The organism is Streptomyces sp. BK79 (assembly GCF_044142145.1).
Classification (GTDB): Bacteria; Actinomycetota; Actinomycetes; order Streptomycetales; family Streptomycetaceae; genus Streptomyces.
The window spans coordinates 269294-294865 of sequence record NZ_JBHVOC010000001.1 but is presented as its reverse complement, the minus strand read 5'-3'; the positions used below and the strand labels follow the sequence as shown (position 1 = coordinate 294865).

Sequence of the window (25572 nt, the reverse complement as noted above, 5' to 3'; positions counted from 1 at the left end):
CGGCGCGCGCCGCTCGGGTGGCGGCCCGGGCCCGGTCAGGCCGGCCGGTCGAACCCCGTGGCCCAGTAACGGCCGCGCACGGCGAGGTCGAGCAGCATGCGGACCACCTCCTCGGCCGGCATCGGCGGCGTCTCGTGCTCGACCCACCACTGGAGCACCGACACCTGCTCGCCCACCCACACCCGGGCCAGCAGGTCGGCGTCGATGCGCGGTTCGACGTCGTTGCGCTCCGAGCGGCCCCGGAACTCCTCGGCGGCGACCCGGGCGCACGCCTCGGTGAACATCCGCAGCGGCTTGCCGTCTCCCTCGCCCCGCAGCACGATCCGGTACAGGTCGCGCTCCTCGCGGGCATGACGCAGCATCTCCAGCACCGGCCTGCCGGTGAAGCCGACCGCGGTCTCCGCCATCACCGGGCGCAGCCGTTCGTCGAGCTCGTCGAGCAGGTCCCGGGTGACCCGGGCGAACAGCTCGTCCTTGTCGCGGAAGTGGCTGTAGAACGTGGCCCGCGCGACGTCGGCGCGCTGGGTGATGTCCTCGACGCTCAGCGCCGTGAAGCCCCTTTCCAGCACGAGTCCCACGAGTGCGCCGCGCAGCGCCGTGCGCGTCTTGCGGATGCGTCGGTCTTCGGCCATCCCCGTCTTCCGTCTCCCTGTCCGGTCCCTCACGGCCCGGCGATACGCGTCCGCCCGAGCGGCAGTCAGTGTACGGAGTCTTGACAGGCGATGCGTTACCGAACAATCTGTCTGGAAACATTCAACAAGTTCAGAGCGTCTTCGACGCACCGCCAACCGCCCCTCCCGCACTGGAGTCCGACGTTGAACCTCGGCATCTACCTCACGCGCAGCGCCCGTCACTGGCCCGGGCATCCCGCCCTGGTCTGCGCCGACCGGACGTGGACGTACGCCCGCCTGGAGGAGCGCGCCAACCGGCTGGCCTCCGCGCTCGTCCGGCGGGGACTGGGACCCGACGACGCGGTGGCCTGTCTCGGCTGGAACCGCGGCGAGCTGGTCGAGGTGGAGTTCGCCCTCTACAAGGCCGGACTGATCCGGGTGCCGGTCAACGCCAGGCTGGGCCGCGGCGAGATCGAGCACATCCTGCGCGACGCCCCCGTCCGTGTCCTCGTCTTCGACGAGGCGCACCGCGACGACGCCCTGGCCGCCCTCGCGGCGGCGGGCACCGACTGCCTCCCCGTCGTGCTGGACGCCCCGGCCTCCACCGGCCCCACCGAGGGCGGACCCCTGCCGTACGACGCCCTGCTCGCCGAGGGCGACGCGGAACCGGTGGCCGTGGAGACCGCCGAGGACGCGCCGGCGGTGCTCAACTTCACCTCGGGTTCCACGGGTTCGCTGAAGGCGGCGGTGCAGACCTTCGGCAACCGGCTGGCCAACATGCGCAAGACCCTGATGAACGACGAGTCGCGCCCCCGCCCCGACACCCGCTACCTCGCCTGCGGCCCCATCACGCACGCCACCGGCATGGTCCTGCTGGCCGGCGTCTTCGGCGGTTCCACCACGCACGTGCTGCCGACGTGGAACCCCCAGGCGTTCCTGGACACCGTGGAGCGCGAGCGCATCACCGCGACCTTCCTGGTCCCGGCGATGCTCAACGCGGTGCTCGCCCACCCGGGCGCCGCCGACCGCGACCTGTCCTCCCTCACCAGCGTCCGCGTCGGCGGGGCGCCCGTCTCGCCCCAGCGACTGCGCGACGCCGTCGCCCTGTTCGGCCCCGTGGTCGCCCAGGGCTACGGACTCGCGGAGACCACCAGCGTGGTGGCCGGCCTGTCCGGCGCCGACATCGCCCGCGCCGTCACCGACGACCCCGAACTCCTCCAGTCCTGCGGCCGGGCCGCCTACGACACGGAGGTCAGGATCGTCGACGAGCGGGGCGACCCGCTCCCGCCCCGCGAGGTCGGCGAGATCATCGTGCGCGGACCCGACTGCGTCGACCGCTACTGGCGGGCCCCGGAACTGACCGCCCAGACCTTCCGCGACGGCTGGGTGCACACCGGCGACCTCGCGTGGATGCGCGAGGACGGCTACCTGTTCCTCGTCGACCGCAAGAAGGACATGATCATCTCCGGTGGCTTCAACATCTACAGCACCGAGGTCGAGACCGTCCTGTACGAGCACCCCGCCGTGCAGGAGGCCTGCGTGATCGGCGTCCCGGACGAGAAGTGGGGCGAGGCGGTCAAGGCCGTCGTCGTCACCCGGCCGGGCACCCCGGTCACCGCCGACGAACTGGCCGACTTCTGCGCCCTGCGCCTGGACCGCTTCAAGAAACCGCGCTCGGTCGAGTTCGTCGGCGAACTGCCCCATAACCGCAACGGCAAGCTCGACCGCAAGGCCGTCCGCGAGCCGTACTGGGCCGGCGCCACCCGCCGCGTGCACTGAACCGACCGAACACCCGGAGCACCGCACATGACCTTCACCTTCCACCCCGTGCCGGACGAACCCCGCCTCGCCGGCCTCGTCGACCGCCTCCGCGCCTACCTGGACGGCGAACTCGCCCGGTACGAACTCGACAACGGCATCACCCACACCTCCCGCCTCACCCGCGCCGACCTCGAACCGGTCTGGAAACGCTGCCGCGAACTCGGCTTCTACGGCATCCACCTCCCCGAGGAGTACGGCGGCCAGGCCCTGACGTACACCGAACTGGCCGTCCTCAAGGAGGAGGTCGCGGCCAGCGGCCGGGTGCTCGGCCACAGCGTCCTCGGCGACATGGGCGGCCCGCTGCGCGCCGGCGACATCCTCCGCCACGCCACCCCCCACCAACTCGACACCTACCTGCTGCCGCTGGTCCGCGGCGAGCGCGCCTGCTGCTTCTCGCTCACCGAGACGGACGCGGGCTCCGACGTACGGGCGATGCGCACCACCGCCGAACGGGACGGCGACGGCTACCGGCTCACCGGGCACAAGGTGTTCAGCTCCGCCGGGCCGTTCGCCGACTTCGCCATCGTCGTGGCCCGGATGGCGGACGCCGAGGAGTCCTACTCCGCCTTCCTCGTCGACCTCGACAGCCCCGGCTGCCGCGTCACCGACGGCGCCACCCCCATGTCCGGCGAGCACATCGAGAGCGACATCGTCCTCGACGACTGCCGGGTCCCGGCCGCCAACCTGCTGGGCGAGGAGGGCAAGGGCCTGCGCATCGCCCTGGGCCGCGTGACCGTCAACCGCCTCCTGCACTGCCCCTCGGCCCTCGGCGCCGCCCGCCGTGCCCTCCGGCTCAGCCGCGACCGCGCCCTCACCCGCACCGTGAACGGAAAGCCCCTCCTCGCCCTCCAGGCCATCCAGCACAAACTCGCCGACATGGCCGCCGACCTCTACGCCGCGCGCTCCATGACGTACGCGGCGCTGGCCGCCCTCGACCGGGGCGAGGACGTGCGCACCGAGGCGTTCATGTGCAAGCTCTTCGTCGCCGAGTCCGCCTTCCGGCTCCTCGACGAGGCCGTGCAGATCCACGGCAAGGAAGGTCTGACCCAGGGCCACGAGATCGAGTACCTGTTCCGGAAGATGCGCATGTTCCGGGTGCTGACCGGCACGTCGGAGATCCAGCGCAACGGCATCGCCAAGGGCCTCGCCACCCTGACCTGACCACCGGCCCGACCACCGCGCCCACGCCGACCCGAGGACGACCCGCCATGCCCGGCACCAACCCCACCGCTGACACGTACGCCCCGCGGGACGACCAGCACGACCAGGACGTCGCCGACGCCGACCGCGGATTCGTCGCCCGGCTCACGCCGGGCGTGGTGCGCGACGCGTCGGGACGCACCGTCTGGGACTCCGACGCCTACGCCTTCCTGGACGAGGACTGCCCGCCGACGGCCCACCCGTCCCTGTGGCGGCAGAGCCGCCTCACCGCCCGGCAGGGCCTGTACGAGGTGGTGCCGGGCGTCTACCAGGTCCGCGGGCTCGACCTGTCCAACGTCACCTTCGTCGAGGGCGACCGGGGCGTCCTCGTCATCGACCCGCTGATCAGCGCCGAGGTGGCCGCCGCCGCCCTGGCCCTGTACCGGGAGCACCGCGGCCACCGCCCGGTGACCGCCGTCCTCTACACCCACTCGCACGTCGACCACTTCGGGGGCGTCCACGGCGTCGCCGACCCCGAGGACGCCGCCGCCGGACGGCTCCCCGTGATCGCGCCCGCCGGCTTCCTCGCACACGCGGCCGGCGAGAACGTCATCACCGGCCCCGCGATGGCCCGCCGCTCCGTCTACATGTACGGCGCGGCCCTGCCCAAGGCGCCCGACGGACAGATCGGCTGCGGCCTCGGCCAGACCACGTCCCTCGGCGGCGTCGGCCTCATCGCGCCCAACCTCGACGTCCGCGCCACCGGCCAGACCGAGACCGTCGACGGCGTCCGCATGGTCTTCCAGCTCACCCCGGGCACCGAGGCCCCCGCCGAGATGAACGTCCACTTCCCCGAACTGCGCCTGCTGTGCGTCGCCGAGAACGCCTGCCACACCCTCCACAACGTCCTCACCCTGCGCGGCGCCCTGGTCCGCGACCCCAGCGCCTGGGCCCGCTACCTCACCGAGACCCTCGGCCTGTTCGCCGACGCCACCGACGTGGTCTTCGCCTCCCACCACTGGCCCACCTGGGGCCAGGACCGCGCCGTGCGCTTCCTGGAGGAGCAGCGCGACGCCTACGCCTACCTCCACGACCAGTGCGTGCGCCTCATCAACGCCGGGTACACCGGCGCCGAGATCGCGGAAGAACTGCGCTTCCCGCCCGCGCTGGAGCAACGCCCGCACATCGGCGGCCACTACGGCTCCCTCAGCCACAACGCCAAGGCCGTGTACCAGCGTTACATGGGCTGGTTCGACGGCAACCCCGCCCACCTGTGGCAGCACCCGCCGCGTGAGGCCGCCGCGCGCTACACCGAGTTCATGGGCGGCGCCGACGCCGTGGTCGACAAGGCCCGCGCCTCCTTCGAACGGGGCGACCTGCGCTGGGTCGCCGAGGTACTGCACCACGTCCTGTTCACCGACCCCGGCCACACCGGGGCCAGGGCGCTGCAGGCCGAGACCTTCGAACGCCTCGGACACGGCTCCGAGTGCGGCCCGTGGCGCAACTTCTACCTCACCGGCGCGGCCGAGCTGCGCGGCGGCGTCCTGGCCGCCCCGGGCCGCGGAGCGTCGGGCATCGTCGGCGCGCTCACCGCCGAGCAGGTCTTCCAGTCCATGGCCGTACGGATCGACGGCCTCCGTGCCGCCGAGGCCGGGCGTCTCCTCCTCCGCTGGGAGATCACAGACGGTCCGCGCGACACCTCCGCCGACATCTGGACGCTGCTGCTGTCCAACGGAGCGCTTACCCCGATGCCTGGCGACGCCCCGCGCGGCGAGCGGCCGCACCTCACGCTGCGCCTTGCCCGCACCACGCTGCACGCGGTCGTCGGCCGGGCGACCACGTTCGCCGACGCCATCGCCGCCGGAGCCGTCACCACGGCCGGCGACCTCATGGCCCTGACCACCCTCGGCGCCCTCATGGAACGCCCCGACCCCCGCTTCCCGATCGTCACGCCCCGGTCCACCGGTGTCGTCTAGACTCCCCGGCATGGGCGTCTCCTGAATCGACCGCACGGTCCCCAGCCATCCGCCCGGCAGCCGCCGGGCGCCGGTCACGCGCGCCCGCGCACCCCCTCAGGAGACAGCACCCATGCCCGTTCCCTCCCACAGCCCCGCCCTGGACGCTCGCATCGCCCGGCTCCGCCGGCTCGCCCACGACGAACCTCTCCTGGAGGGCGTCCTCCTCTACGGCTCCTGGACGGTCGGCGAGGCCGACGCCCACTCCGACATCGAGGCATACCTCTACGTCCGGGACGAGCACCTCGACGCCTTCGACGCCCGGGCCTTCCTCGGACGGCTCGCCCCGCTCCAGCTGGCGTACACCAACATGTACGGCATCCTCGCCGTCGTCTTCGACGACCTGATGCGCGGCGAGTTCCACCTCACGCCGGCCGGTCCCGGCATCGAGGAGGTCCCGGCCTGGGAGGGCATGGTCCACCTGCCCCGCCCCGAGGACGCCGTCCTGCTGGACCGCACCGGACGCCTCACCCGCGCCGCCCGGCGCCTGGCCGCGTTCCGCCCGCCCGAGCCGGCCGCCACCGCCCAGCAGCTCACCGACGAACTGGCCAACTGGACGCTGATGCTGGCCCATGTCCTGGCCCGCGGCGAAGTCGCCCGTGGCCACAACCTGTTGCACGCCGTCGTCGCGCCGCAGCAGCTCCAGCTCTGCCGTCTCCTGCGCGAGAGCACCGCGCACTGGCTCACCCCGAGCCGGGCCCTTGAACGGGACCTGCCCGCCGCCGACGTCGACCGCTACACCACCACCACGTCCGCCGCCCGGGCGGGCGAGGTGCGCACTGCGGCGCTCAACAGCTGGCGGTGGAGCCGGGAGCTGAGTGCCGAGGCGGCCGACCGGTGGGGGATCCGGGTGCCGCGACGACTGCACGACCAGATCGCGGAACTCCTCGCGGCGAACCGGCCGAACTGACCGGACTGACCGGGCTGACCGGGACGGGCCTGGCAGGCGGGGGATTCCTCCGACAGCTTGCTCGCGCGGCCCCGCGTTCTCCCCCGTACGCGGGGCCGCACCGGTCTGCGACGCCGGGGCCGTTCCGTCCGGCCGGGCGGCACGAGCCCGGCCGGCACCCGCGATCCTCCCGCGACATGCGTCGACCGGCGGGCACCCGGGAACCAGGGAACCAGGGAAGCGAACCGGGCGGGAGCCGTGATCGGCGGGCCGCCGCCGGGCTGGTAGCGTCGCGTGGTCGCGGTGGGCGGCGAGAGAGGTGTCGGTGCGTGGGTGAGCGGCAGGACCGTGAGTGGGTGGCGATGACGCCGGGCGACTTCGACCGGGAGGCCCCGCTGGTCCTCAACGTGGGCACCGGACCCGCCACCGTCCCGGCCGAGCCGGACGAGTACGGCACCGCACCCCTGTTCGGGGAGGACACCGCGCCCGCACGCGGCGGCGCGCGCCGCGGTCGGCGGGGACGGCCCGCGCCCGCCCAGGAGCGCCTCTTCTGACCGCCCCCGCCCGGGAGGCAACCGGCGGAATCAGGACGAGGGCACCTCGTCGACGAACTCCGTACCCGCCGCCCGGTACCCGGAGACCTTCGCGGCGACCTGCGCGGGGGTCAGGACCTGGTCCTTGACGTGCAGGACGTAGTCGACCTGCTGGTCGTAGGCGCGCGGGGTCGTCGACGTCTGGCCGTTCAGATCGATCAGCCACTGGTTGAAGTTGATCGACATCGGCCGCTCGGGCAGGTACCGCGCGTCATGGGTGCCGAAGTGCTGCCCGTCCACGTAGTACGTGATGGCGCTGTCGTCGATGGTGACGACGAGGTCGTGCCAGCCCGCGTAGCTCACGCGCTGCTCCGAGTGCTGGTTGACCGCCTGCCAGGGATCGGGGTTGTACGTCTCCCAGGAGGTCGTGTACAGGATGTTCGCCGGCTCGCCCCACCCTCCGTTCGGCAGGTACTCGAAGTCGTACTCGGCGTAGTCGTCGGCCATCGGGGCCTTGAGGTCGTTGATGGTGAAGAACGTCTGCACCAGGTGGTCCCCGTCGGGGCCCGACCTGGGCGCGTCGGAGAACCTCACTCGGGCCGCGTAGGTGCCGTTCCTGAACTTCATGGCCTTGGTGAGGACCTCGGTGTGCGTCGTGGACGCGCCGGTGCCCGCCGTGGACGTCTCCAGGTTCATTACCGAGTTGCCGCCCGAGGACACGAAGGTCACCTTGGACGGGTCCCAGGTGGCGCCGGGGACGCCCGGCCCGCCGGAGTTGGAGCGGACGCTCCAGCCGTGCGCGGAGATGGCGGGGTCGGTGTGGGAGCCGTAGTCGAAGTCGTCGAACAGGGCCTGCCCGCCGCCGGGCGGGTCCGTCGGGTCGGGCGGGTCGGTCGGGCCCGTGCCCTCGGGCGCCGTCCCCCACACCGTGGCCCCGGCGAGCTGCGCCGTGACCTTGTCCCAGTTCGCGTACGAGGTCTGCGTGCCGTTGAACGAGTAGTCGTCGCTCTGCCGGAGCGTCTGCCAGTTGGTCTGGTGGAAGCGCAGTTGCAGGTCACCGGTGTCCGCGCCGGGCGCCAGCGTCCCGGCCGCGGAGGTGAAGCCGATCTCCAGGTAGCGGTCGGCGGTCGCGGTGGGACTGCTCAGGGTCCCGAACGTGCCGGTGACGACCGAGCAGCCCTTCACCGCCCAGGAGCAGGCGAAGCGGTAGGTGGCGCTCGGTGAGTCCGCCTTGAAGTAGTAGCGGACCTTCACCTGGCTGAGCTGCACCGGGGACGTGCCGGTGTTGCGCACCTTGAGCCAGGGCTCCGTCTGGTCGGCGGTGGCCCCGCTCGCACTGGTGCGGTACTGGACGGTGAGGCCGGTGGCCTCGGGGGCGGCCTGCGCGGGCAGGGCGGTCAGCGCGCCGCCGCCGAGGAGAGCGGCCAGGGCGAGCGCCAGGCGCGCGCGGCTGACGGGGGGTCGGTTTCTCATCCGGGTTCCTTTCGTCGGGCTCCCGGCGATGCGGAAGCGTCGGTGGTGGTGCGGAGCCGGTGTTCAGCGCACGCCGCCCACGCGTGGCGGTACGGGCGGGCGGGCGGGCGGTACGGCGTGCGGGACGCCCAGCGCGTCGAGGCGGGCCAGGTGCCCGGCCAGCCGGGTGGTGAAGTCCTCCCAGCCCGCCGTGCCGTCCCAGACCCGCTCGGCGAGGGCGCACAGCCGCGGGTAGGTCAGGTACTCGATGTGCTCGGGCGTCGTGACGAACTCCGTCCACAACTGGCCCTGTGCGCCGAGCACACGGGACGCCGCCCCCGGGTCCGCCGCCGGCGGCGCGAGGTCCACGTCGTACACCGCGCGCAGGTCGACGACGGCTCCGGGCTGGGCGGGCGGTTCCTGCGGGCCGGGGCCGCGCGCGTAGTCGAAGTAGGTGGCGTGGTGGTCGGCCTGGACGACCTGGTGCCCGCGCCGTGCCGCGGCACGGGCGTGTCCCGGTTCGCGCCAGCTCATCACCGTGCACTCCCGGGGGAGGGCGACGCCGGTCTCGGCCCAGACGACGGGCCGCCGCCCCGCGCGCACCAGATGCCCCGCCATGCGGGTGAGGAACCACGGATGCAGCGCACGCGGCCCCGGCAGCCCCTCCCGCGCCGCCCGCGCCCGGGCCGCCGGGCTGCGCTCCCACTCGACGGTGGGACACTCGTCGCCGCCGATGTGGACGTACGGCGAGGGGAAGACGTCCATCACCTCGTCCAGGACGGTGCGGAAGAAGTCCAGGACGTGGTCGTCGGTGCCGAGGACGTTCTCGCACACCCCCCAGCGCGTCCACACGCCCAGGCGGCGCCCCGGTTCGGTGCCCAGCTCGGGGTGGGCGGCCAGGGCGGCGCGCACATGACCGGGCACGCCGGTCTCCGGGAGCACGGTCACCCCGCGCTCGGCCGCGTAGGCGACCAGCCCCCGCAGCTCGGCGCGGGTGTACGACCCCGCGTGCGGCACGCCGTCGAACCGGTCGCCGCCGGCCGGGCCCGCCATCGACTCCGCCCGCCGGCCGCCGACTTCGGTGAGCCGGGGGTACGCGGCCACCGGCATCCGCCAGCCCTGGTCGTCCGTGAGGTGGAGGTGGAAGACGTTCAGCTTGTGCAGCGCCATCAGGTCGACGTGGCGCCGCAGGTACGACACCGGCTGGAAGTGCCGGGCCACGTCGAGCATGGAGCCGCGCCAGGAGTGGCGGGGCACGTCGGTGATCTCCACGGCGGGCAGGTCCCACGGCACGCCGCGCACCGGCCGGCCCGACAGGGCCTCGTGGGGCAGGAGTTGCCGCACCGTCTGGACGCCGCGCAGCAGCCCGGCCGGGCGGGCGGCGCGCAGGAGGGCCCCCTTGGGGCTCACGGTCAGGCCGTACCCCTCGTCGCCGAGGCCGGTCAGGGCGGGGTCGAGCGCGAGGACGAAGGTGCCGTCGGCGGCGGTCTCCAGCGGCAGCCCGGTGGCCGGGGCCAGGAGCGTGCGCAGCAGGGCCGCGGCCGGCTCGGCGCCGGGGGTGACCCGCAGTCGGGTGGTGTCGTCGAGGCGGAGATGTCCGGAACGGGTGGACAGGCGGCGGGGGCGGGGCACGAGGGCCAGCTCGGGGCGTGGCAGGTCCACGGGGCGGCTCCGGTGGTCGGCGGTGCACGGCGGGCGACGGGCGGGGCGGTGGCGTACGCGGTCAGCCCTTGACGCCTCCCGAGGCCAGCCCAGCGGTCACGTGGCGTTGCAGGGCGAGGAAGACGACCAGTGCGGGCAGGGCGAAGAGGGTGGAGGCGGCCATGGTGGCCCCCCAGTCCGTCCCGAACGTCGACTGGAACGAGGAGAGCCACACCGGCAGCGTGCGGCTGTCCTGCTGCTTGATGATGAGGAAGTTGGCGTACGTGAACTCGTTCCAGGCCGTGATGAAGCCGAACAGCGAGGTGGCCATGAGGCCGGGTGCCAGCAGCGGGAACGCCACCTTGCGGAAGGCACCGGCCCGGGTGCAGCCGTCGACCTGCGCCGCCTCCTCCAGTTCGGGCGGGACGGCGGCGATGAAGCCGCGCAGCACGATCACCGTGAAGGGCAGCGTGATCATGAAGTAGATCAGGGTGAGCGTCGGGAGCCGGTCGAGCATGCCGGTGTCGCGGGAGATGATGTACACCGGGATGACCAGCGATTCCCAGGGCGCCATCTGCGCGATGAAGACCGCCAGCACGAACTGCCGGCGTCCGCGCCAGCGCATGCGGGCCACGGCGTAGGCGGCACCCAGGGCGACCAGCAGGGAGAGCGCCACCGCGCTCAGGGTGACCAGGACGCTGTTGCGCCAGAACAACGCGAAACCGTCGGCACCGACCGCGTCGCGGAAGTGGTCGAGGGTCCAGGACCCGGGGATCAGCCGGGGGTCGTACGACTGGATGTCCGGTGACGGTTTGAGGGCCGTGGTCACCATCCAGTACACGGGGAACAGGCAGACGGCCACGGTGAGCGTGGCGGCGGCGTGCAACGGGAGGCGGCGCAGCGCGCGGCGGGCCGAGGGGCGCGGGGTGCTCACAGTCGCTCACCCTCCTGACGGAACAACTGGCGGAAGTAGAGGACGAGCACCCCGCTCATCAGCAGGACGGTCAGCATCGAGGCGGCGGACCCCAGGTCGTAGCGCTGGCCGGCCAGCGCCTTCTGCACGGCGTACACCGGCAGGATGGTGGTGGCCTCGCCCGGCCCGCCGCGGGTCATCACCCAGATCTGCACGAACGCCTTGAACGTCCAGATCACTTCGAGGCACAGCACCAGCATGAACAGGGGCCGGATCAGCGGGAACGTCACGGACCGGAACAGGCGCACGCCGCCCGCGCCGTCCATCCGCGCCGACTCGTACAGCTCGGCCGGAACCGTGACCAGGGCCGAGTAGAGCGTGATCGCGGCGAACGGCACGGACTGCCAGACGATCAGGACCACGACGATGGCGAAGGCGGCGCCGCCGTGGGCGAACCAGGGGTAGCCCTCGTACGAGTCGAGGCCGAGGCCGGTGAGGGTCTCGTTGACGATGCCGAACTCGGAGTGGAACAGCCACTGGAAGACGGTGGTCGCGGCCACCACGGGCACCGCCCAGACCATGACCAGCGAACCGAGGACCACCGCCCGGCCCACCTTGCCGAGCCGTTCCGTCATCAGCGCGACCAGCGTGGCCAGCACCATGATCGCGACCACGTTGACGGCCATGAACACGAAGGTGCGGCGCACGACCTCCCAGAACTGGGGGTCGTTCAGCAGTGTCCGGTAGTTGCGCAGACCGACGAAGTCGGCGTCGCCGAGGATCAGTTGCCGCAGCCGGAAGTCCTGGAAGGAGATGAGCACGGCGCGGGCCAGTGGATAGACCAGCAGGTAGAGCATGCCCAGCACGGCGGGCGCGATCAGCAGGTACGGCCACAGGGCGGTTCCCCGGCCGGTCCTGCGCGGCACGCTCCGCTCACGGACGGTCGACACGGTGCCTCCTGCTCCTCGGAGTCGTCGGGGGTGCCGGCCGCGGTCAGGAGCCGCCGTTGAGGGTGTCGGTGATCGTCCGGGACGCCTCGGCGGCCTCCGACTCGGGGTCCCGGCCGGTGAGGACGGCCGTCATGTATTCCTTGACCGGGTTCTTCGCCTCGACCGCGGCCCACTGGGGGGTGTTGGGGGTGGCGCGTCCGTTCGCCGCTCCGGCCGCCATGGCGGCGGTCCCGGGGTCGGCGGAGACGGCGCCCGCGAGGGTGGTCTTGTTCGGAACGTAACTCATGGCGACCGCGAGCTTCTTCTGCCAGGTGTCCCCGGTCAGCTCCCGGAGGAAGGTGAACGCCTCCTCCTGGTGGGCGGCGACGGCCGGGACGACCAGGTCGGAACCCCCGGTGAAGACGGCGCCCGGCCGGTCGGCGGTCTTGCCGGGGATCGGGAAGAACCCCAGCTTGCCCTTGAGTTCCGGGTTCTTCTCCTCGATGACCTTGGCCCCGCCGGGGACGGCGATGATCTGGGCGACCTGCCCCTTGGCCATGACCTCCGCCTGCGGGGGCTGGGCCTCGTCCGAGTCCTTGGGCCCCTTGCCCAGGGCCTGGAGTCGCCGGTAGAAGTCCATGGCCCGCAGAGCCTCGGGGCTGTCGAGGCCGCCCTTCCACTCGCCGCCCGACTCCACGGCGAGGTCGCCGCCCTCGTCCCAGACGAAGCCGGCGAGGACGTACCAGTTCTGGCCGGGGAGGTAGATCCCCTGGACGCCGGCCTTGTTCAGCTTCTCGGTGGCCGCGATCCACTGCTCCCGCGTCCTGATGCCGGCGGCGTCCACGCCCGCCTTCGCGAACAGGTCGGTGCGGTGGATCACGACGCGGTTGGCGGCGTAGTACGGGATGCCGTACTGCTTGCCGTCGTACGACCCCGGCTCGGCCAGGCCCTTGAGCCAGTGGTCCCCGCCCAGTTCGTCCACCCGGTCCGAGAAGTCCGTGAGGCCGCCGCTCTGGGCGTACTGCGCGACCTGGGTGTTGCCGACCTCGATGACGTCGGGGGCGTCATTGCTCGCCAGCGCGGCGGTGACCTTCTCGCCGATGCCCTCCCACTCCTGGATCTGGATCTTCAGGTCGATCCGGGGATGGGACTTCTCGAAGCCCGTCTCGAACTCCTTCTGGAAGTCGGCCGACACGCTGTCGCGCATGAGCCACACGTCGAGGGCGGTCCTGCCGCCGTCGGCACCGTCCGAGGAGTCGCCGGACGAGGAGCAGGCGGCGAGCCCGGCGCTGAGCACCAGCGCGGAGACCAGGGCGAGCGAGCGATGTTTCACGGTTCACCTCGGGGAGGGCTGGATCCGGGAGAGCTGGGAGAGAGCGACGTACCCGCACTTGTCCAGTAGAGGCGCCAAGGGCTTACCAGTTGGTGTGGATCGAAGGTGGCATGGACCAATGAGGCCGTCAACCCCTCGCGTAAGCAAGGGATTTCGGCCGCGCGGTGGGACGGATGGCTGGTTCGCCGCCGGTCTCGACAGGTAAGCTCGGTTGACCAGTGGACCAGTCACGGGAGTACCGCATGGAGATCGACGCCGCCGCCTCCGGTGCGGTGCTCAAGCGCGAGCGTGTCCGCGAAGCGATCAGGGGACTCATCGAGGAACGGCGCCCGGGCGACGCGATCCCGTCCGAACGCACGCTCTGCGCCCGACTGGGGGTGTCCCGCCCCACACTGCGTGCCGCGGTCGACGAACTGGTGGTCGCGGGACTGCTGGTGCGCGAGCACGGACGGGGCATGTTCGTCGCCGACGAGAAGATCACCCAGGAACTGGTCTCGGACCGGCGGGCCTTCAGCCTTCCCCAGGCCGCGGGGGCCTGGACCAGCAGGCTCCTGGAGGTCCGTACGCTGCCCGCGGGCGCCCGGGTGGGCCGCAGGCTGCGCATGTCCCCGGCGGCGCGGATCCACTATGTGGCCCGGTTGCGGCTGGTCGACGGCTCGCCGATGGCCATCGAGTACCTGCACGTGCCGGCCGATCTGGTGTCGGACCTGACCAGTGAGGAACTGGAGCAGGGCGACCTGTACGAGCACCTGAGCGAGCGGCACGCGGTCCGGGTCAGCGAGGCGGTGCAGTCGATCGAGCCCACGGTGGTGACCCGCGCCGAGGCCGACCTGCTCGACGTGCCGGAACTCTCCCCGGCGCTGCTCTTCGAGCGTCTGACCACCGACACACGCGGGCGCCCCGTCGAGTACGTGCACTCCCTCTACCGCGGCGACCGCTACCGCATCGTCTCCCGGCTCACCCTGGGCCCGCGCGACCGGACACCGCCCGCGCCCGAGGGGCATCATCCGGGCATCCCGCCGGGTGACTTCACCAACGGGGATCCCGTCACCCTCTCGACGCGCGGAGTCGTGCAGGACGGCATGTGACGGCACCGTAGTGCGCGGAAGTGCTCGGAAATGCTTCGTACCGAGCACGTATTGACATGCAACGGCTGACGCTCCAGAGTCGTGCCCGAACCGGTTCGACAGCTCGACCGCGCCCGACACCGCCCCGCCCGTGATGCCGCCCGCCCCACGAGGAGTGTTGCCGTCATGTCCGAAATTCCCGCTGTCTCACGCCGACTTCTCCTGGGCGGCGCCGTCGCCACCGGCGCGCTCGCGGCCGGGATGACCGCGTCCGCGCCCGCCGCGTCGGCGGCCGGACAGGCACCGCGCCGCAGGCCCGGCCAGAAGTCGATGATCGGCGTCCCGTTCGAAGCCCACCGCACCGTCCGCGTCGGCGTCATCGGCCTCGGCAACCGGGGCGGCGGCATGATCACGGGATGGGCGGCCGTGCCCGGCTGCACCGTGACCGCCGTCTGCGACATCCGCGCCGACCGCGCCCGGCGCGCCGCGGACCGCCTGGCGGGCAAGGGCCACCCGCGCCCCGCCGAGTACGGTGGCTCCGCCGACTCCTACGCCGAGATGCTGAAGCGGGACGACATCGACCTGGTGTACATCGCCACACCCTGGGAGTTCCACTACGAGCAGGGCCGCGCGGCGCTGCTCAGCGGCAAGCACGCCCTGGTGGAACTGCCCGTCGCGACGGAACTGCGCCAGCTGTGGGACCTCGTCGACACCTCGGAACGCACCCGCAGACACCTGTGGCTCTCCGAGAACTGCAACTACGGCCGCAACGAACTGGCCATGCTCAAGGCCGCGCACGACGGCCTGTTCGGAGACATCACCAACGGCCACGGAGGCTACCTCCACGACCTGCGCGAACTCCTCTTCTCCGACACGTACTACACCGACTCCTGGCGACGTCTGTGGCACACCCGCTCCACCGCCTCCTTCTACCCCATGCACGGGCTCGCCCCGATCGCGGCGGCCATGGACGTCAACCGCGGCGACCGCATGACCACCCTGCGCGCCACCGCGACCGCTCCCAGGGGACTGGCCGACTACCGCGCACGGTTCGTCCCCCGGGACCACCCCTCCTGGAAGGAGACGTACATCAACGGTGACCTGGTCACCTGCATGATCGAGACGGCCGGGGGCAGGACGATCCGCGCGGAGCACGACGTGAGCTCGCCCCGCCCGTACAGCCGGATCAACACCCTGGCCGGCAGCCGGGGGATCGTCGAGGACTACGCGGGCCCCGCCCCGACCGGCGCCCGGATCTACGTCGAACCGGACCACAGCGGCCACAGCTGGCGCGACTTCGAGACCTACCGCAAGGAGTACGACCACTGGCTGTGGCGGAAGGTCGGCGACGACGCCGCCAACAACGGCGGCCACGGCGGCATGGACTACGTCCTGCAGTGGCGCACCGTCCAGTTGATGCGGGCCGGGCTGGTGCCGGACATCGACGTCTACGACTCGGCCGCCTGGTGCTCGCCCGTCCCCCTGAGCGTCGCGTCGCTGGCCAAGGGCGGCCGTCCGGTGGAGATCCCGGACTTCACCCGGGGCGCCTGGCGGGAGCGCAGGGCCGGCCTCGACTCGACGCCCACGGACATGCCGCCCGTCGGCTGAGCGCGGTAGCCCCGCCCCGCCACGGCGTACGGCGGCCGGCCGTCCGCCATGGCGGGGGACGCACCGGGCGCGGGCCGCGCGCAGGACCCGCCCGGCGGCCCGTGCGCAGACCCGCTCGCCGCCTCAGGGGCGGCGCAGCCGGCCGGCCTCCTCCAGTGTCCGGGCGGCGGCCCGGGCCAGCGCCGGCCGGTCGCGCACAAACCGGCGGGCGCCGCGCACCGGATCCCGCGCCAGCCGGTAGAGGGCGCCACCCGGCACCGGGCGGACCACCGCACCCTCGTACACCCGTATGTCGCCCGTCTTGAACGACTCCTTGTACCGCGCGGGCCCGCTGCCCAGGTCCACCATCCCGATCCCGTGGGCGGCGGCCGCCTCCAGCATCCGCAGCAACAGCAGCAGCCCGGGGGAGTACTTGCCGTACGCCCGGTCGTACGCCGGGAACCACCAGGACAGCACGGTGGGCGAACACAGCCCGAAGTGGGCCGCCACGGGCCGTTCGGCGGCGTAGAGCACGGACAGCACCCCACGGCAGCCGGGGTCGTCGCCGCGGGCCAGCCGCTCCACCAGCCGGGTGATCCACGCCTGCGCGAACCGGTCCCGCCGGCCGGTGCGCCGGTACTGCGCCGACTTCCACGCCATGAGCGTGCGCAACGCCCCGGGGTCGGGGTCGTCGTACACGAAGCGCACCGTGCCGACCTGACGGGCCAGTCTCCGCTCCTTGGCCCGCACCTGCTTGAAGAACCCCGGCGAGCTGTGCCGCAGGGTCCGCGTGTACGGCTCGAATCCGTCACCGATGTCGACGACCGGGGAGGCCAGTTCCTCGGTCGTGTGGGGTAAGAACGGGTCCTGGCCGGCCTCCAGGTTGTCGAACTCCCAGGTGGACAGGGCGCAGGCGCGCAGCAGCGCACGGGCGTCGAGGCGGATGCCCGGGCGCAGCACGGCGCCCTGGCTGTCCGACACCCCGAGCCCGACCGCCCGCCCGTGCCCCGCCGGACCCCGCTCGTACGGGAAGTAGCCGACCGGGCATCCGTCCTCCCGCAGCACCGCGACCGCGGCCCGCGGCCGGACCAGCCCGACCGCCGCGGTGAACGCCGGGTCCATGAACGGGTTCGCCGGGGCGCCGGACGCCGCTCTGATCTCCCGCCACGCCTTCCGGTCGTCGGTGCCGAGCTCGGCCGCCCGGACCACGTCCATGCGTCTGGTGGACATTCGCCTGCCTCCTGCGTCGTCGGATCTCCGGACACACGAGGCCCTGCCGGACACCGCGACTCGGCGGACGGTACGCGGGCCGGGCGGCGCGGGCCTCGTCGGTACTGCCGCCGCTCAGCAGCGCAGGACCCGCGGGACGGGGACGCACGGGGACCGGGTCCTGGCCGGTGCGCGAGCCGCTCCGCCGGGGTCGGTCCCGGACGTCACCGCGGGCCCGGGGCCGGCGAGGATCAGCGGCGCCCAAAGCGGTGCGACCCCTGCCGCTGCCCATCGTCGCCGCACTGGCGGACTCCTGACCTGCGTCCCGGCGGGGGCTCACCTACGGGCCGACACCGGACCGGTCCCCCGAACACGCCCAGTGGTGCCTTCAGTAGGCCGAGCCGGGCCCGCCCCGTCAAGCCCGCGTGCTCCGAACCGGTACGCCCGGCCCGGTCCGGCGGACGCACCGCTCCGCCGCCGGGTCGCACCGGGCGTCTACGGCGCGTGGACGTACGCCGGGGGGCGCTCTACTGCGCCAGCACCGACTCCGGGCCCATGACGACGACCGGCTCCTTGTCCGGATCCAAGGTGGTCAGCAGCGTGCGCATGTGCTCCTCGCTCAGGGAGACGCAGGCGTTGGTCGGTCCGTCGTGGTCCACGTGGATCCAGACCCCGCCGCCCCTGTCCTCACCCAGTGGGCGGGTCTTGTCCAGCGGGGTGGTGCCGGGGACCCGGTTGTAGTCGATGGCGATCACGTAGTCGAACGACCCCTCCAGCGGTTCACCGAGATGCCCGGTGCCCGACACGGCGAACTCCGGATCCTGGTCGTAGGGGAGCCGGGTCCCGGGGTCGGGGAGGCGGCCCCCGGCGTCGCTGAGCCGGAAGACGCCGGTCGGGGTGTGCAGGTCGCCCGCCCAGTGGTCGTCGGTCCAGCCGCGCAGGCCGTTGTGGGCGGGCCACGGCCCGGCGACGGCGCGCCAGCCCCGCGCGGGCCGCTGCTCGTAGAGCACCACTCGAGCCCGGGACGAGGTCTCCGTCGCGCCGGTGACCACGAGGACCTGCCGGGTGGCGTCGGGGACCCGGGCCCGTGTGGTCGGGCCGAGCCCGGGCAGGGGGCGGGGGAACGCGCGCGGGGGAGCGGGCCGCGGGGACACCGGGCCCGACGCGGACGTGCCGGGCGTCTGCGAGTCCAGGGAGGAGGTGCCCGGCGGCCGGCCGCAGCCGGTTCCCAGCAGGCCGGTGCACACGACCGCGCCGATCACCAGGGCCAGCGCTTTCCTGACGGTCATATCGAATCTCCGACTCCGTATGTGGACTACTCATTGCTTGACCATTAACGGAACCGGGTCGTGCCGCCGCCCCGCCGTCTCCTCCGTTTGGCGCACGCAGCGGTAACGAGGCCCCCCTAGCCGGGCGAAACGGTCCACCCCGGGCGTTCGGCCCGAGGCGTCGGGTGCCGCGGCGGCACGCCGTCCCGTCCCCCGGACGCAACATCGTTGCCGCTCACCCGCCTTACTCACTGGTGAGGCTCGGACATGCCGTGTAGCGTCAGCAGCAGATGTCGTGGTTCGCCCAGACCGCCCGCCCGGAGTGCGGGCGGTTTGCTGTGCAATGCCGGAGGACCAGGACGACCACCTCCGGGTTCGCGCGGTGCGGATCCGATATCGGCTGAAAGGCAAAAGGCATGGCCAGCGGAACTGTCAAGTGGTTCAACTCTGAAAAGGGCTTCGGCTTCATCGCGCAGGACGGCGGCGGTCCCGACGTCTTCGCGCACTACTCCAACATCAACGCCCAGGGCTACCGCGAGCTGCAGGAAGGCCAGGCCGTCACCTTCGACATCACCCAGGGCCAGAAGGGCCCGCAGGCGGAGAACATCACCCCCGCCTGACCGGGAGACAGCGCAACAGGCCCGGTGCCCGGGAACCGAGTGGTTCCCGGGCACCGGGCCCGCGCACGTCACGGAGCGGCACGCGCCGCCGCCGTCAGGGCGTCACGGCTTGCGGGCGAGGCCGCCGTGCTCGGCGATGGTCCCCCCGGCGGGCGAGTCGGCGTCCGGCCGCCACTGCGGGACCGGGACGACACCGGGCTCCACGAGCTCCAGACCCTCGAAGAACGCCGTGATCTCCTCCACCGTGCGCAGGACGTACGGTGCGGCGCCGCTCTCGTTGTAGGCGTCCTGGGCCGCCTCGAAGCCGGGGTCGATGCCCCGTGAGCCGTCGTTGATCGAGAGGTAGCTGCCGGACGGGAGCGCCTCCATCAGCCGGGTGACGACGGAGCGGGCCTGGTCGTAGTCGGCGATGTGACCCAGGATGTTGCTGAGGATGAGGGCGACGGGCCGCTCGAAGTCCAGGGTCTTCGCGGCTTCCCGCAGGACACTGCCGGGGTCGAGCACGTCGGCGTCGATGTAGGCGGTCGCCCCCTCGGGGGCGGAGTAGAGCAGCGCGCGGGCGTGCGCGAGGACCATCGGGTCGTTGTCGACGTAGACGATCCTGGTCTCGGGGGCGATCCGCTGGGCGACCTCGTGGGTGTTGTCGGCGGTCGGCAGACCGGTCCCGATGTCGAGGAACTGCCGGATCCCCGCCTCGGCCACCAGGTACGCGATGTTGCGGCGCAGGAAGGCGCGGCTGCTGCGGGCGATCGTGACGATGCCGGGGAAGACGGCGGTGTACGCGTCGCCGGCGTCCTCGTCGACCGGGTAGTTGTCCTTCCCGCCCAGCCAGTAGTTCCAGATCCGGGCCGAGTGCGGCACCGAGGTGTCGATCTTCTGGTGCGCCGCGGGGCCTGGAGTCGTCACAGGGTCGCTCATGAGTACGGTCCGTCTTTCAGCCGAGGCATGGATGCTTGCGCACAACCTACGCCGCAACGGCCTTTTCCCGTACACCGGTTCGCCCTTTCGCGACCGCCCCGGTCGTCCGTGATCAGAAAGGGAGCGCGGGACGCCGGACTGATGTGCCACGCTGTCGGACCGACAAGGCCGTCGTCCCCTTCGGGGAACCGTCCCGTTCGTGGAGGAGTGCGCGATGCCCCCGTCCCGTCTGGCCCCGTTGCTGGAGCAGTTCGACTTCGCCTGCGAACGCCTCACCGGCCGCCTGGCGGGACCGGCCGTGGACAGCGGCGACGGTACGCCGGCCGCGGTGAGCCCGATGACGGACGAGGAGTACTTCTGGGAGCCGGTGCCCGGCTGCTGGTCGGTACGGCGGCGCGCGGACGGACCGGGGCCCCGCGCGACCTTCCTGGCCGGCGCCGGAGCCGGTGACCTGGGGAGGGACGCGGCGCCCTACCCGCACCCCTCCCCGGCGCCCTTCACGACCCTCGCGTGGCGGCTGAGCCACCTCTCCGAGATGCTCCTGCTGCGCGCCGATCACACCATCGGCACCCGCACCCTCACCCGGGACGACGTCGTGGTCGCCCCGGACGCGGCGGCGGCCGTCGCGGACTTCGGGGCGGGAGCCGCCGCCTGGCGCCGGGCGCTGCTCGGCGTCGACGACGCAGCGCTGGACACCGTCGGCCTGTGCACGTACCCCCACGGCAGCGACGCGGAGGAACCGTTCATCGACATCGTGTGGTGGGTGAATCAGGAGGTGCTCCACCACGGAGCCGAGATCGCCCTGCTGCGCGACCTGTACCGGGCGGCACCCCCTACACGCGCGGCGCGCCGGTCACCGCCATCACCAGGGAGTACAGGGAGGTGGTGGCCGTGATGAACAGGCGGTTGTTCTTCGGGCCGCCGAAGGCGATGTTGGAGACGGGCTCGGGCACCCGCAGCCTGCCGATGAGGGTGCCGTCGGGGTCGTAGCAGTGGACGCCGTCGTCCAGGGCCGCGGCCCACAGGCGGCCCTCGTCGTCGAAGCGGATGTTGTCGAAGTGCACGCCCCGGCCCTCGGCGAAGACCTTGCCGCCGGACAGCGTGCCGTCCGCACCGACGTCGAACACCCGGATCCGGGCGGCCCGGGAGTCGGACACGTACAAGCGGCTCTCGTCGGGGGACAGGATGACGCCGTTGGGTCCCTCGAAGCCGTCGGCGGCCAGGCTGACCTCCCCCGACACCGGGTCGATCCGGTACAGGTGGCACGCGCCGATCTCGGGCTCGGCGCGATGACCCTCGTAGTCGCTGGTGATCCCGAAGTCCGGGTCGGAGAACCAGATGGTGCCGTCGGAGCGCACGACGGAGTCGTTCGGGCTGTTGAGCCGCTTGCCGTCGTAGCGGTCGGCGAGGACGGTCACGGTGCCGTCCGGCTCGGTGCGGGTGACGCGGCGGTTGCCCTGTTCGCAGGTGACCAGGCGGCCTCGCCGGTCGAGGGTGTTGCCGTTGCTGTGCCCGGCCGGGGAGCGGAAGACACCGACGGCGCCGGTGGCCTCGTCCCAGCGCAGGATGCGGTCGTTGGGGATGTCGCTCCACAGCAGCTGGCGCCAGGCGGGGACGTACAGCGGGCCCTCGGCCCAGCGGCAGCCGTCGTGCAGGACTTCCAGCCTGCTGTCGCCGTTCGCGCAGCGTCCGGTGCGGAAGCGGTCGTCCAGGATCTCGTACGGGCCGTCGGCCGGCATGGTGTCCCCTCAGCTCAGTGATCAGGATGACGCTCAACGTAGCAACCGGACGGCGGCGCGGGCGGCCTTCAGAGGATCACGATGCCGAGCGGCCGTTCGCCCACGGGCAGGCGCGTCACCCGGCCCGTGCCGGTGTCGACGACGCTCAGGCCGTTCCAGTAGCCCTCGCGCGTGAAGCCGCCGGTGACGTAGGCGGTGCGGCCGTCCGCCGAGGGGACGACGGTCTCGTGCGGGCCGTCCAGGGGGATGACCCGCTCGTCACCGCCGGGCGAGCGGACGGTCAGGGACGGGCCCCGGTCCTCGGAGGGGTCGATCGGTCCGGTGCCGACGACGTAGAGCGTGCCGTCGTCACCGACCGCGGCGCCGTGCTGGTGGGTGTCGGCGGTCATGGCCTCGATCCGCACCCTGCCGGTCAGGGGGTCGACCACGGCGAGGCGTTCGCCCTCGAACGGCAGCAGCAGCGCCCCGTCCGAGGGGCGTACGGCGGTGTAGTGCGGCTTGAGCCAGGAGCCGAGCCCGCCCTCGGTGCCGTACGGGGCGACCTCGACGCGACGCGTCGCCCAGTCGCCGGTGTCGACGACGGTGACGTCGAAGGAGTCGTGGTTGGTGGCGTAGACGTGCCGGCCGTCGCGCGAGACGTCGACGTCGAAGGGCCGGCGGCCGACCGGCACCGTCCTCGTCACCTCGCGCCGCTCGGTGTCGACGACCTCCAGCGTTCCCTCGCCGCCGGGGACGTTGACGCCGACGTATACGCGGCTGCCGTCCGGGGACAGGGCGATGCCCATGCCGCCGCCCCGGTACTCGCCGGTGGTCACGGGGCCCGTGTCGGTCGTGTACGGGATCAGGGCGGTGCGCTCACGGGTACGCGTGTCCACGGCCGCGACGCCTTCCGCGGTGGCCACCCACGCCGTGCCGTCGTCCCCGAGGGCGACACCGTAGGGGGCCGTTCCGACCCGCACGGAGCCCAGGGCGGCCCCGGCGCCCTCGCGGGCGGGGTCGACGAAGGTGACGGTGTCGGCGCCGAAGTCCGTGACCAGCAGGGTGCCTTCAGGCGTGCGGGCCGGTCCGGACCCGGTGCCGGCGCCCGGCGTCCGCGCGGGCGCCGCGGTGGAGGCGGTGGAGGGGCCGGACGGCGTCGGCGCGGACGTACCGGTGCCGCCGCCGGACGCGCAGCCGGCCAGCGTCGCCGTGACGGCGGCCAGCACGGCGAGGGACCCCGCGAGGGCCCGCCGGGTCATCGCCGCGCCCCCTTCTGCCCGGCGCCGGCGGCCTGGGACTCGGCCCGGCGCAGTATCCGCGCCAACGCGTGGAAGCCCCGGCGCTCGGCGTGGGCCCGGGCGGTGACACCGTCGCCGTCCGGCAGCGACGGATCGGCGCCCGCTTCGAGCAGGGCCTCCACCACCTCCTGGTGCGGGCGCTCGCCGTCCCCGAGGATGACGGCCTCCAGAAGCGCCGTCCAGCCGAGCCGGTTGACGTGGTCGACGTCGGTGTCCGTCCCGGCGAGCACCGCCCGTACGTACGCCGCGTGGCCGCGTTCGCTCGCCGGGATGACCGAGACCCCGCCGAAACGGTTGGTCAGCGTCACGTCCGGGCGGCCGGGCAGCAGGGCCCGCATCATGGCGACGCTGCCCGTGACCCCGGTGACCAGCCACGCGCTGTCCTCGTGGGCGTCCTGCGCGTTGACGTCCGCGCCCGCCGCGACCAGCACCTCGGCGACGGCGACCCGGTCGTCCAGGGCGGTCCGCAGCAGTGCCGTGCGGCCCTCCTCGTCGCGTGCCTCCACGTCGGCGCCCGCCAGCAGCGCCGCGTGGACGGCGTCGGTGTCGCCGCGCCGGGCCGCGGCCAGCAGGGCGAGGTCGTGCGGGGTGGGTGACTGGGCGGTCATGGCGCAACAGCTCCGCGGTGTCGAGGGGCGAGGTGCCTCCAGTCTCGGCCCGCGGCGACCGGCCGCCGGTCGGCGTACCGGCTCCGTCCGGCGCCCCGGACGGACGACGACCGTGTCGTCCGATCGGCTGACCCCGGGCCCCGGGGCCAGCCGGTTGCGCGCCGCCGGGATCAGCCGACGGCGAAGGGGAGCCGCGCGGCCGTCCCGCCCAGTGCCGCCCGCTCCGCCTCGCTCGGCGTCCGTCGTCCGGTGCCCACCAGCAGCGCGTCCCGGTCGGAGAACGACCGGGGGAACATCTCCCCGGCGATCCCCTCCAGCAGTTCGCGCGACCGCGCGAGCCCTTCCGCGGGCGGCCCCGGGGCGTCCGGGAGGTGCGCGATCAGGTCGAGGTGGTGCAGGGTCCACTCCAGGACGTACGCCGACAGGTAGTCCCCCGCCGTGAGCACCTGGTCCCGGGTGGCGACGAGGGCCGCGGGGTCCGCGAGTCCGGCCGCGCGGCCGGCGGCCGAACCCACGTCGTCGAGGTGGAACCTGAGCAGCCACGGCTCCTCGTACGCCGCGGCCAGGCGGACGACTAGCGCGTCCAGCGGGTCGTCCCCGGCCGGTGGCGCGACGACCTCCCAGTACGTCACCGCGTCCCGGGTCGGCCGCGTCGTCGCGGGGGTGGCGAGGGTGATCAGGACGTCCTGGGCGTCGAGGACGAGATGACACACCAGGTCCCGGACGAGCCAGCCGGCGCAGCCGGACGGCCGTGCGAAGGCCGCGTCCGGGAGTCCGGCGACCGCGGCGCGCAGGGCCGTCCAGGAACGCGAGAAGAGATCCACGCCCGCAAGCTAGCAGCGCCGCCGACCGGCTGTCAGGCGTCGGCCGGCGCGGGCTCCTCCGGTTCGAGGAGCTGCTCGCGGACGTAGTTCCAGACCACCGCGATCAGCGCGGCGACCGGCACGGCGAGCAGACTGCCCACGATCCCGGCCAGGCTGCCGCCCAGCGTCACCGCCAGCAGGATCACCGCCGCGTGCAGACCGAGCCCACGACTCTGGATCATGGGCTGGAACACGTTGCCCTCCAGCTGCTGCACCACCACGATGATGGCGAGCACGATCAGCGCGTCCGTCAGACCGTTCGACACCAGCGCGATCAGCACCGCGACGAAGCCCGCGAACAGGGCACCCACGATGGGCACGAACGCGGAGACGAACGTCAGCACCGCCAGCGGCAGGACCAGGGGCACGTCCAGGATCCACAGCCCGAGGCCGATGAAGACGGCGTCGAGCAGCCCGACCAGCGCCTGCGAGCGGACGAAGGAACCCAGGGTCTCCCAGCCGCGCAGGGCGACGGCCGGGACGTCGGTGGCCAGCCGGCCGGGCAGCTGACGGGTGAGCCACGGCAGGAAACGCGGCCCGTCCTTGAGGAAGAAGAACATCAGGAAGAGGGCCAGGACCGCGGTGATCAGGCCGTTGACGACGCTGCTCAGACCGGTCGCCACCGTGGTGACCACGCTGCCGACGCTGTCCTGGACGCGGGCCATCCCGGAGTCGAGCGCACCGGTGATCTGGTCGTCGTCGATGTTCAGCGGCGGTCCCGCCGCCCAGTCGCGCAGCCGGTCGATGCCCTGCACCACGCCGTCGGTCAACTCGTCGGTCTGGGAGGACATCGGTACCGCGATGAGCGCCACGACGCCCGCGACCACCAGCAGGAACGCCACGGTCACCACGGCCGCGGCCAGCGCGGGCGGCCATCCGTGCCGTCGCAGGAAGCGGGCCGAGGGCCAGGTCAGCGTGGTCAGGAGCAGGCCGACTATCAGCGGCCACACGATGGACCACATACGGCCGAGGACCCACAGGGACACCGCGAGCATGACAAGTATGAGCAGCGCGTCGGCGGAGAGACGCGCTGTGGTGCGGAGGCCGGCGCGCGTCCTCGCGGAACTCAATCTGGCAGACATGGGGATCACCCTATGGGCACGCCCGCCGTCCACCGGCCGGGGCCACCGGAGTGACCC

Annotated in this window: 23 protein-coding genes; 9 read left to right on the top strand and 14 right to left on the bottom strand. The window is 72.9% G+C overall.

The genetic code is table 11. The features are described 5' to 3' along the window. Window positions 1-35: 35 nt before the first annotated feature. Window positions 36-632, bottom strand: a complete 597-nt coding sequence (locus ACFIF2_RS01335; RefSeq protein WP_395570553.1) for a TetR/AcrR family transcriptional regulator — start codon at window positions 630-632, stop codon at window positions 36-38. 183 nt (window positions 633-815) lie between these two features. Here ACFIF2_RS01335 and ACFIF2_RS01330 point away from each other — a divergent pair, with 183 nt between their 5' ends. From ACFIF2_RS01330 to ACFIF2_RS01310, 5 genes are all read left to right on the top strand, one after another. Further along, complete coding sequence (locus ACFIF2_RS01330; protein WP_395570552.1) at window positions 816-2390, top strand: class I adenylate-forming enzyme family protein; 1575 nt, start codon at window positions 816-818, stop codon at window positions 2388-2390. Between the two features lie 27 nt (window positions 2391-2417). Next, entirely contained in the window at window positions 2418-3593 is a 1176-nt protein-coding gene (locus ACFIF2_RS01325; RefSeq protein ID WP_395570551.1) for an acyl-CoA dehydrogenase family protein, read from the top strand. Between the two features lie 47 nt (window positions 3594-3640). After that, window positions 3641-5548, top strand: a complete 1908-nt coding sequence (locus ACFIF2_RS01320) for an alkyl/aryl-sulfatase (RefSeq protein WP_395570550.1) — start codon at window positions 3641-3643, stop codon at window positions 5546-5548. Window positions 5549-5660: 112 nt separating this feature from the next. Continuing rightward, on the top strand, window positions 5661-6497 hold the full coding sequence (locus ACFIF2_RS01315) for a nucleotidyltransferase domain-containing protein (RefSeq protein WP_395570549.1): 837 nt from the start codon (window positions 5661-5663) through the stop codon (window positions 6495-6497). 308 nt (window positions 6498-6805) lie between these two features. After that, the gene (locus ACFIF2_RS01310; RefSeq protein WP_395570548.1) at window positions 6806-7030 is read left to right on the top strand and encodes a hypothetical protein; all 225 of its coding nucleotides are present in this window, start codon (window positions 6806-6808) and stop codon (window positions 7028-7030) included. A 30-nt stretch (window positions 7031-7060) separates the two neighbouring features. Here the strand turns inward: ACFIF2_RS01310 and ACFIF2_RS01305 are convergent, their stop codons facing one another. From ACFIF2_RS01305 to ACFIF2_RS01285, 5 genes are all read right to left on the bottom strand, one after another. Further along, complete coding sequence (locus ACFIF2_RS01305; RefSeq protein WP_395570547.1) at window positions 7061-8482, bottom strand: cellulose binding domain-containing protein; 1422 nt, start codon at window positions 8480-8482, stop codon at window positions 7061-7063. A gap of 63 nt (window positions 8483-8545) precedes the next feature. After that, the gene (locus ACFIF2_RS01300) at window positions 8546-10123 is read right to left on the bottom strand and encodes a beta-N-acetylhexosaminidase (RefSeq protein WP_395570546.1); all 1578 of its coding nucleotides are present in this window, start codon (window positions 10121-10123) and stop codon (window positions 8546-8548) included. 61 nt (window positions 10124-10184) lie between these two features. Further along, entirely contained in the window at window positions 10185-11036 is an 852-nt protein-coding gene (locus tag ACFIF2_RS01295) for a carbohydrate ABC transporter permease (protein WP_395570545.1), read from the bottom strand. Next, a complete protein-coding gene (locus tag ACFIF2_RS01290) occupies window positions 11033-11965 on the bottom strand; it encodes a carbohydrate ABC transporter permease (RefSeq protein WP_395570544.1) in 933 nt (310 codons plus the stop codon). The genes ACFIF2_RS01295 and ACFIF2_RS01290 overlap by 4 nt, the downstream gene beginning before the upstream one ends. A gap of 43 nt (window positions 11966-12008) precedes the next feature. Continuing rightward, the gene (locus ACFIF2_RS01285) at window positions 12009-13277 is read right to left on the bottom strand and encodes an extracellular solute-binding protein (RefSeq protein WP_395570543.1); all 1269 of its coding nucleotides are present in this window, start codon (window positions 13275-13277) and stop codon (window positions 12009-12011) included. Window positions 13278-13519: 242 nt separating this feature from the next. Here ACFIF2_RS01285 and ACFIF2_RS01280 point away from each other — a divergent pair, with 242 nt between their 5' ends. Together ACFIF2_RS01280 and ACFIF2_RS01275 are read left to right on the top strand one after the other, a co-directional pair. Next, window positions 13520-14365: a GntR family transcriptional regulator gene (locus ACFIF2_RS01280; RefSeq protein ID WP_395570699.1), complete on the top strand. Its 846-nt coding sequence runs from the start codon at window positions 13520-13522 to the stop codon at window positions 14363-14365. Between the two features lie 165 nt (window positions 14366-14530). Continuing rightward, window positions 14531-15952 (top strand): Gfo/Idh/MocA family protein, encoded by a 1422-nt coding sequence (locus tag ACFIF2_RS01275; RefSeq protein WP_395570542.1) that lies wholly within the window; start codon window positions 14531-14533, stop codon window positions 15950-15952. Between the two features lie 123 nt (window positions 15953-16075). On the opposite strand, the gene ACFIF2_RS01270 is transcribed toward ACFIF2_RS01275, so the two are convergent. Together ACFIF2_RS01270 and ACFIF2_RS01265 are read right to left on the bottom strand one after the other, a co-directional pair. Continuing rightward, entirely contained in the window at window positions 16076-17161 is a 1086-nt protein-coding gene (locus ACFIF2_RS01270; RefSeq protein ID WP_395570541.1) for a GNAT family N-acetyltransferase, read from the bottom strand. A 506-nt stretch (window positions 17162-17667) separates the two neighbouring features. Continuing rightward, a complete protein-coding gene (locus ACFIF2_RS01265; RefSeq protein WP_395570540.1) occupies window positions 17668-18429 on the bottom strand; it encodes a L,D-transpeptidase family protein in 762 nt (253 codons plus the stop codon). Between the two features lie 395 nt (window positions 18430-18824). On the opposite strand from ACFIF2_RS01265, the gene ACFIF2_RS01260 reads away from it, so the two are divergent. Then, window positions 18825-19028, top strand: coding sequence for a cold-shock protein (locus tag ACFIF2_RS01260; RefSeq protein WP_003978336.1), 204 nt, complete (start codon window positions 18825-18827; stop codon window positions 19026-19028). 102 nt (window positions 19029-19130) lie between these two features. Here the strand turns inward: ACFIF2_RS01260 and ACFIF2_RS01255 are convergent, their stop codons facing one another. Next, the gene (locus ACFIF2_RS01255; protein ID WP_395570539.1) at window positions 19131-19946 is read right to left on the bottom strand and encodes an SAM-dependent methyltransferase; all 816 of its coding nucleotides are present in this window, start codon (window positions 19944-19946) and stop codon (window positions 19131-19133) included. A gap of 214 nt (window positions 19947-20160) precedes the next feature. On the opposite strand from ACFIF2_RS01255, the gene ACFIF2_RS01250 reads away from it, so the two are divergent. Then, the gene (locus ACFIF2_RS01250; RefSeq protein ID WP_395570538.1) at window positions 20161-20841 is read left to right on the top strand and encodes a DinB family protein; all 681 of its coding nucleotides are present in this window, start codon (window positions 20161-20163) and stop codon (window positions 20839-20841) included. Here the strand turns inward: ACFIF2_RS01250 and ACFIF2_RS01245 are convergent. The 5 genes from ACFIF2_RS01245 to ACFIF2_RS01225 all read right to left on the bottom strand — a co-directional run bounded on the left by ACFIF2_RS01245 (window position 20780) and on the right by ACFIF2_RS01225 (window position 25515). Continuing rightward, a complete protein-coding gene (locus ACFIF2_RS01245; protein WP_395570537.1) occupies window positions 20780-21685 on the bottom strand; it encodes an SMP-30/gluconolactonase/LRE family protein in 906 nt (301 codons plus the stop codon). The two genes, ACFIF2_RS01250 and ACFIF2_RS01245, sit on opposite strands and share 62 nt — an antisense overlap. 68 nt (window positions 21686-21753) lie before the next feature. Beyond that, window positions 21754-22923, bottom strand: a complete 1170-nt coding sequence (locus ACFIF2_RS01240; RefSeq protein ID WP_395570536.1) for a hypothetical protein — start codon at window positions 22921-22923, stop codon at window positions 21754-21756. After that, window positions 22920-23570 (bottom strand): ankyrin repeat domain-containing protein, encoded by a 651-nt coding sequence (locus ACFIF2_RS01235; protein ID WP_395570535.1) that lies wholly within the window; start codon window positions 23568-23570, stop codon window positions 22920-22922. The genes ACFIF2_RS01240 and ACFIF2_RS01235 overlap by 4 nt, the downstream gene beginning before the upstream one ends. Before the next feature lie 170 nt (window positions 23571-23740). Continuing rightward, window positions 23741-24394 (bottom strand): maleylpyruvate isomerase N-terminal domain-containing protein, encoded by a 654-nt coding sequence (locus tag ACFIF2_RS01230; RefSeq protein WP_395570534.1) that lies wholly within the window; start codon window positions 24392-24394, stop codon window positions 23741-23743. A 32-nt stretch (window positions 24395-24426) separates the two neighbouring features. Continuing rightward, window positions 24427-25515, bottom strand: coding sequence for an AI-2E family transporter (locus ACFIF2_RS01225; RefSeq protein WP_395570533.1), 1089 nt, complete (start codon window positions 25513-25515; stop codon window positions 24427-24429). Window positions 25516-25572 lie beyond the last annotated feature (57 nt).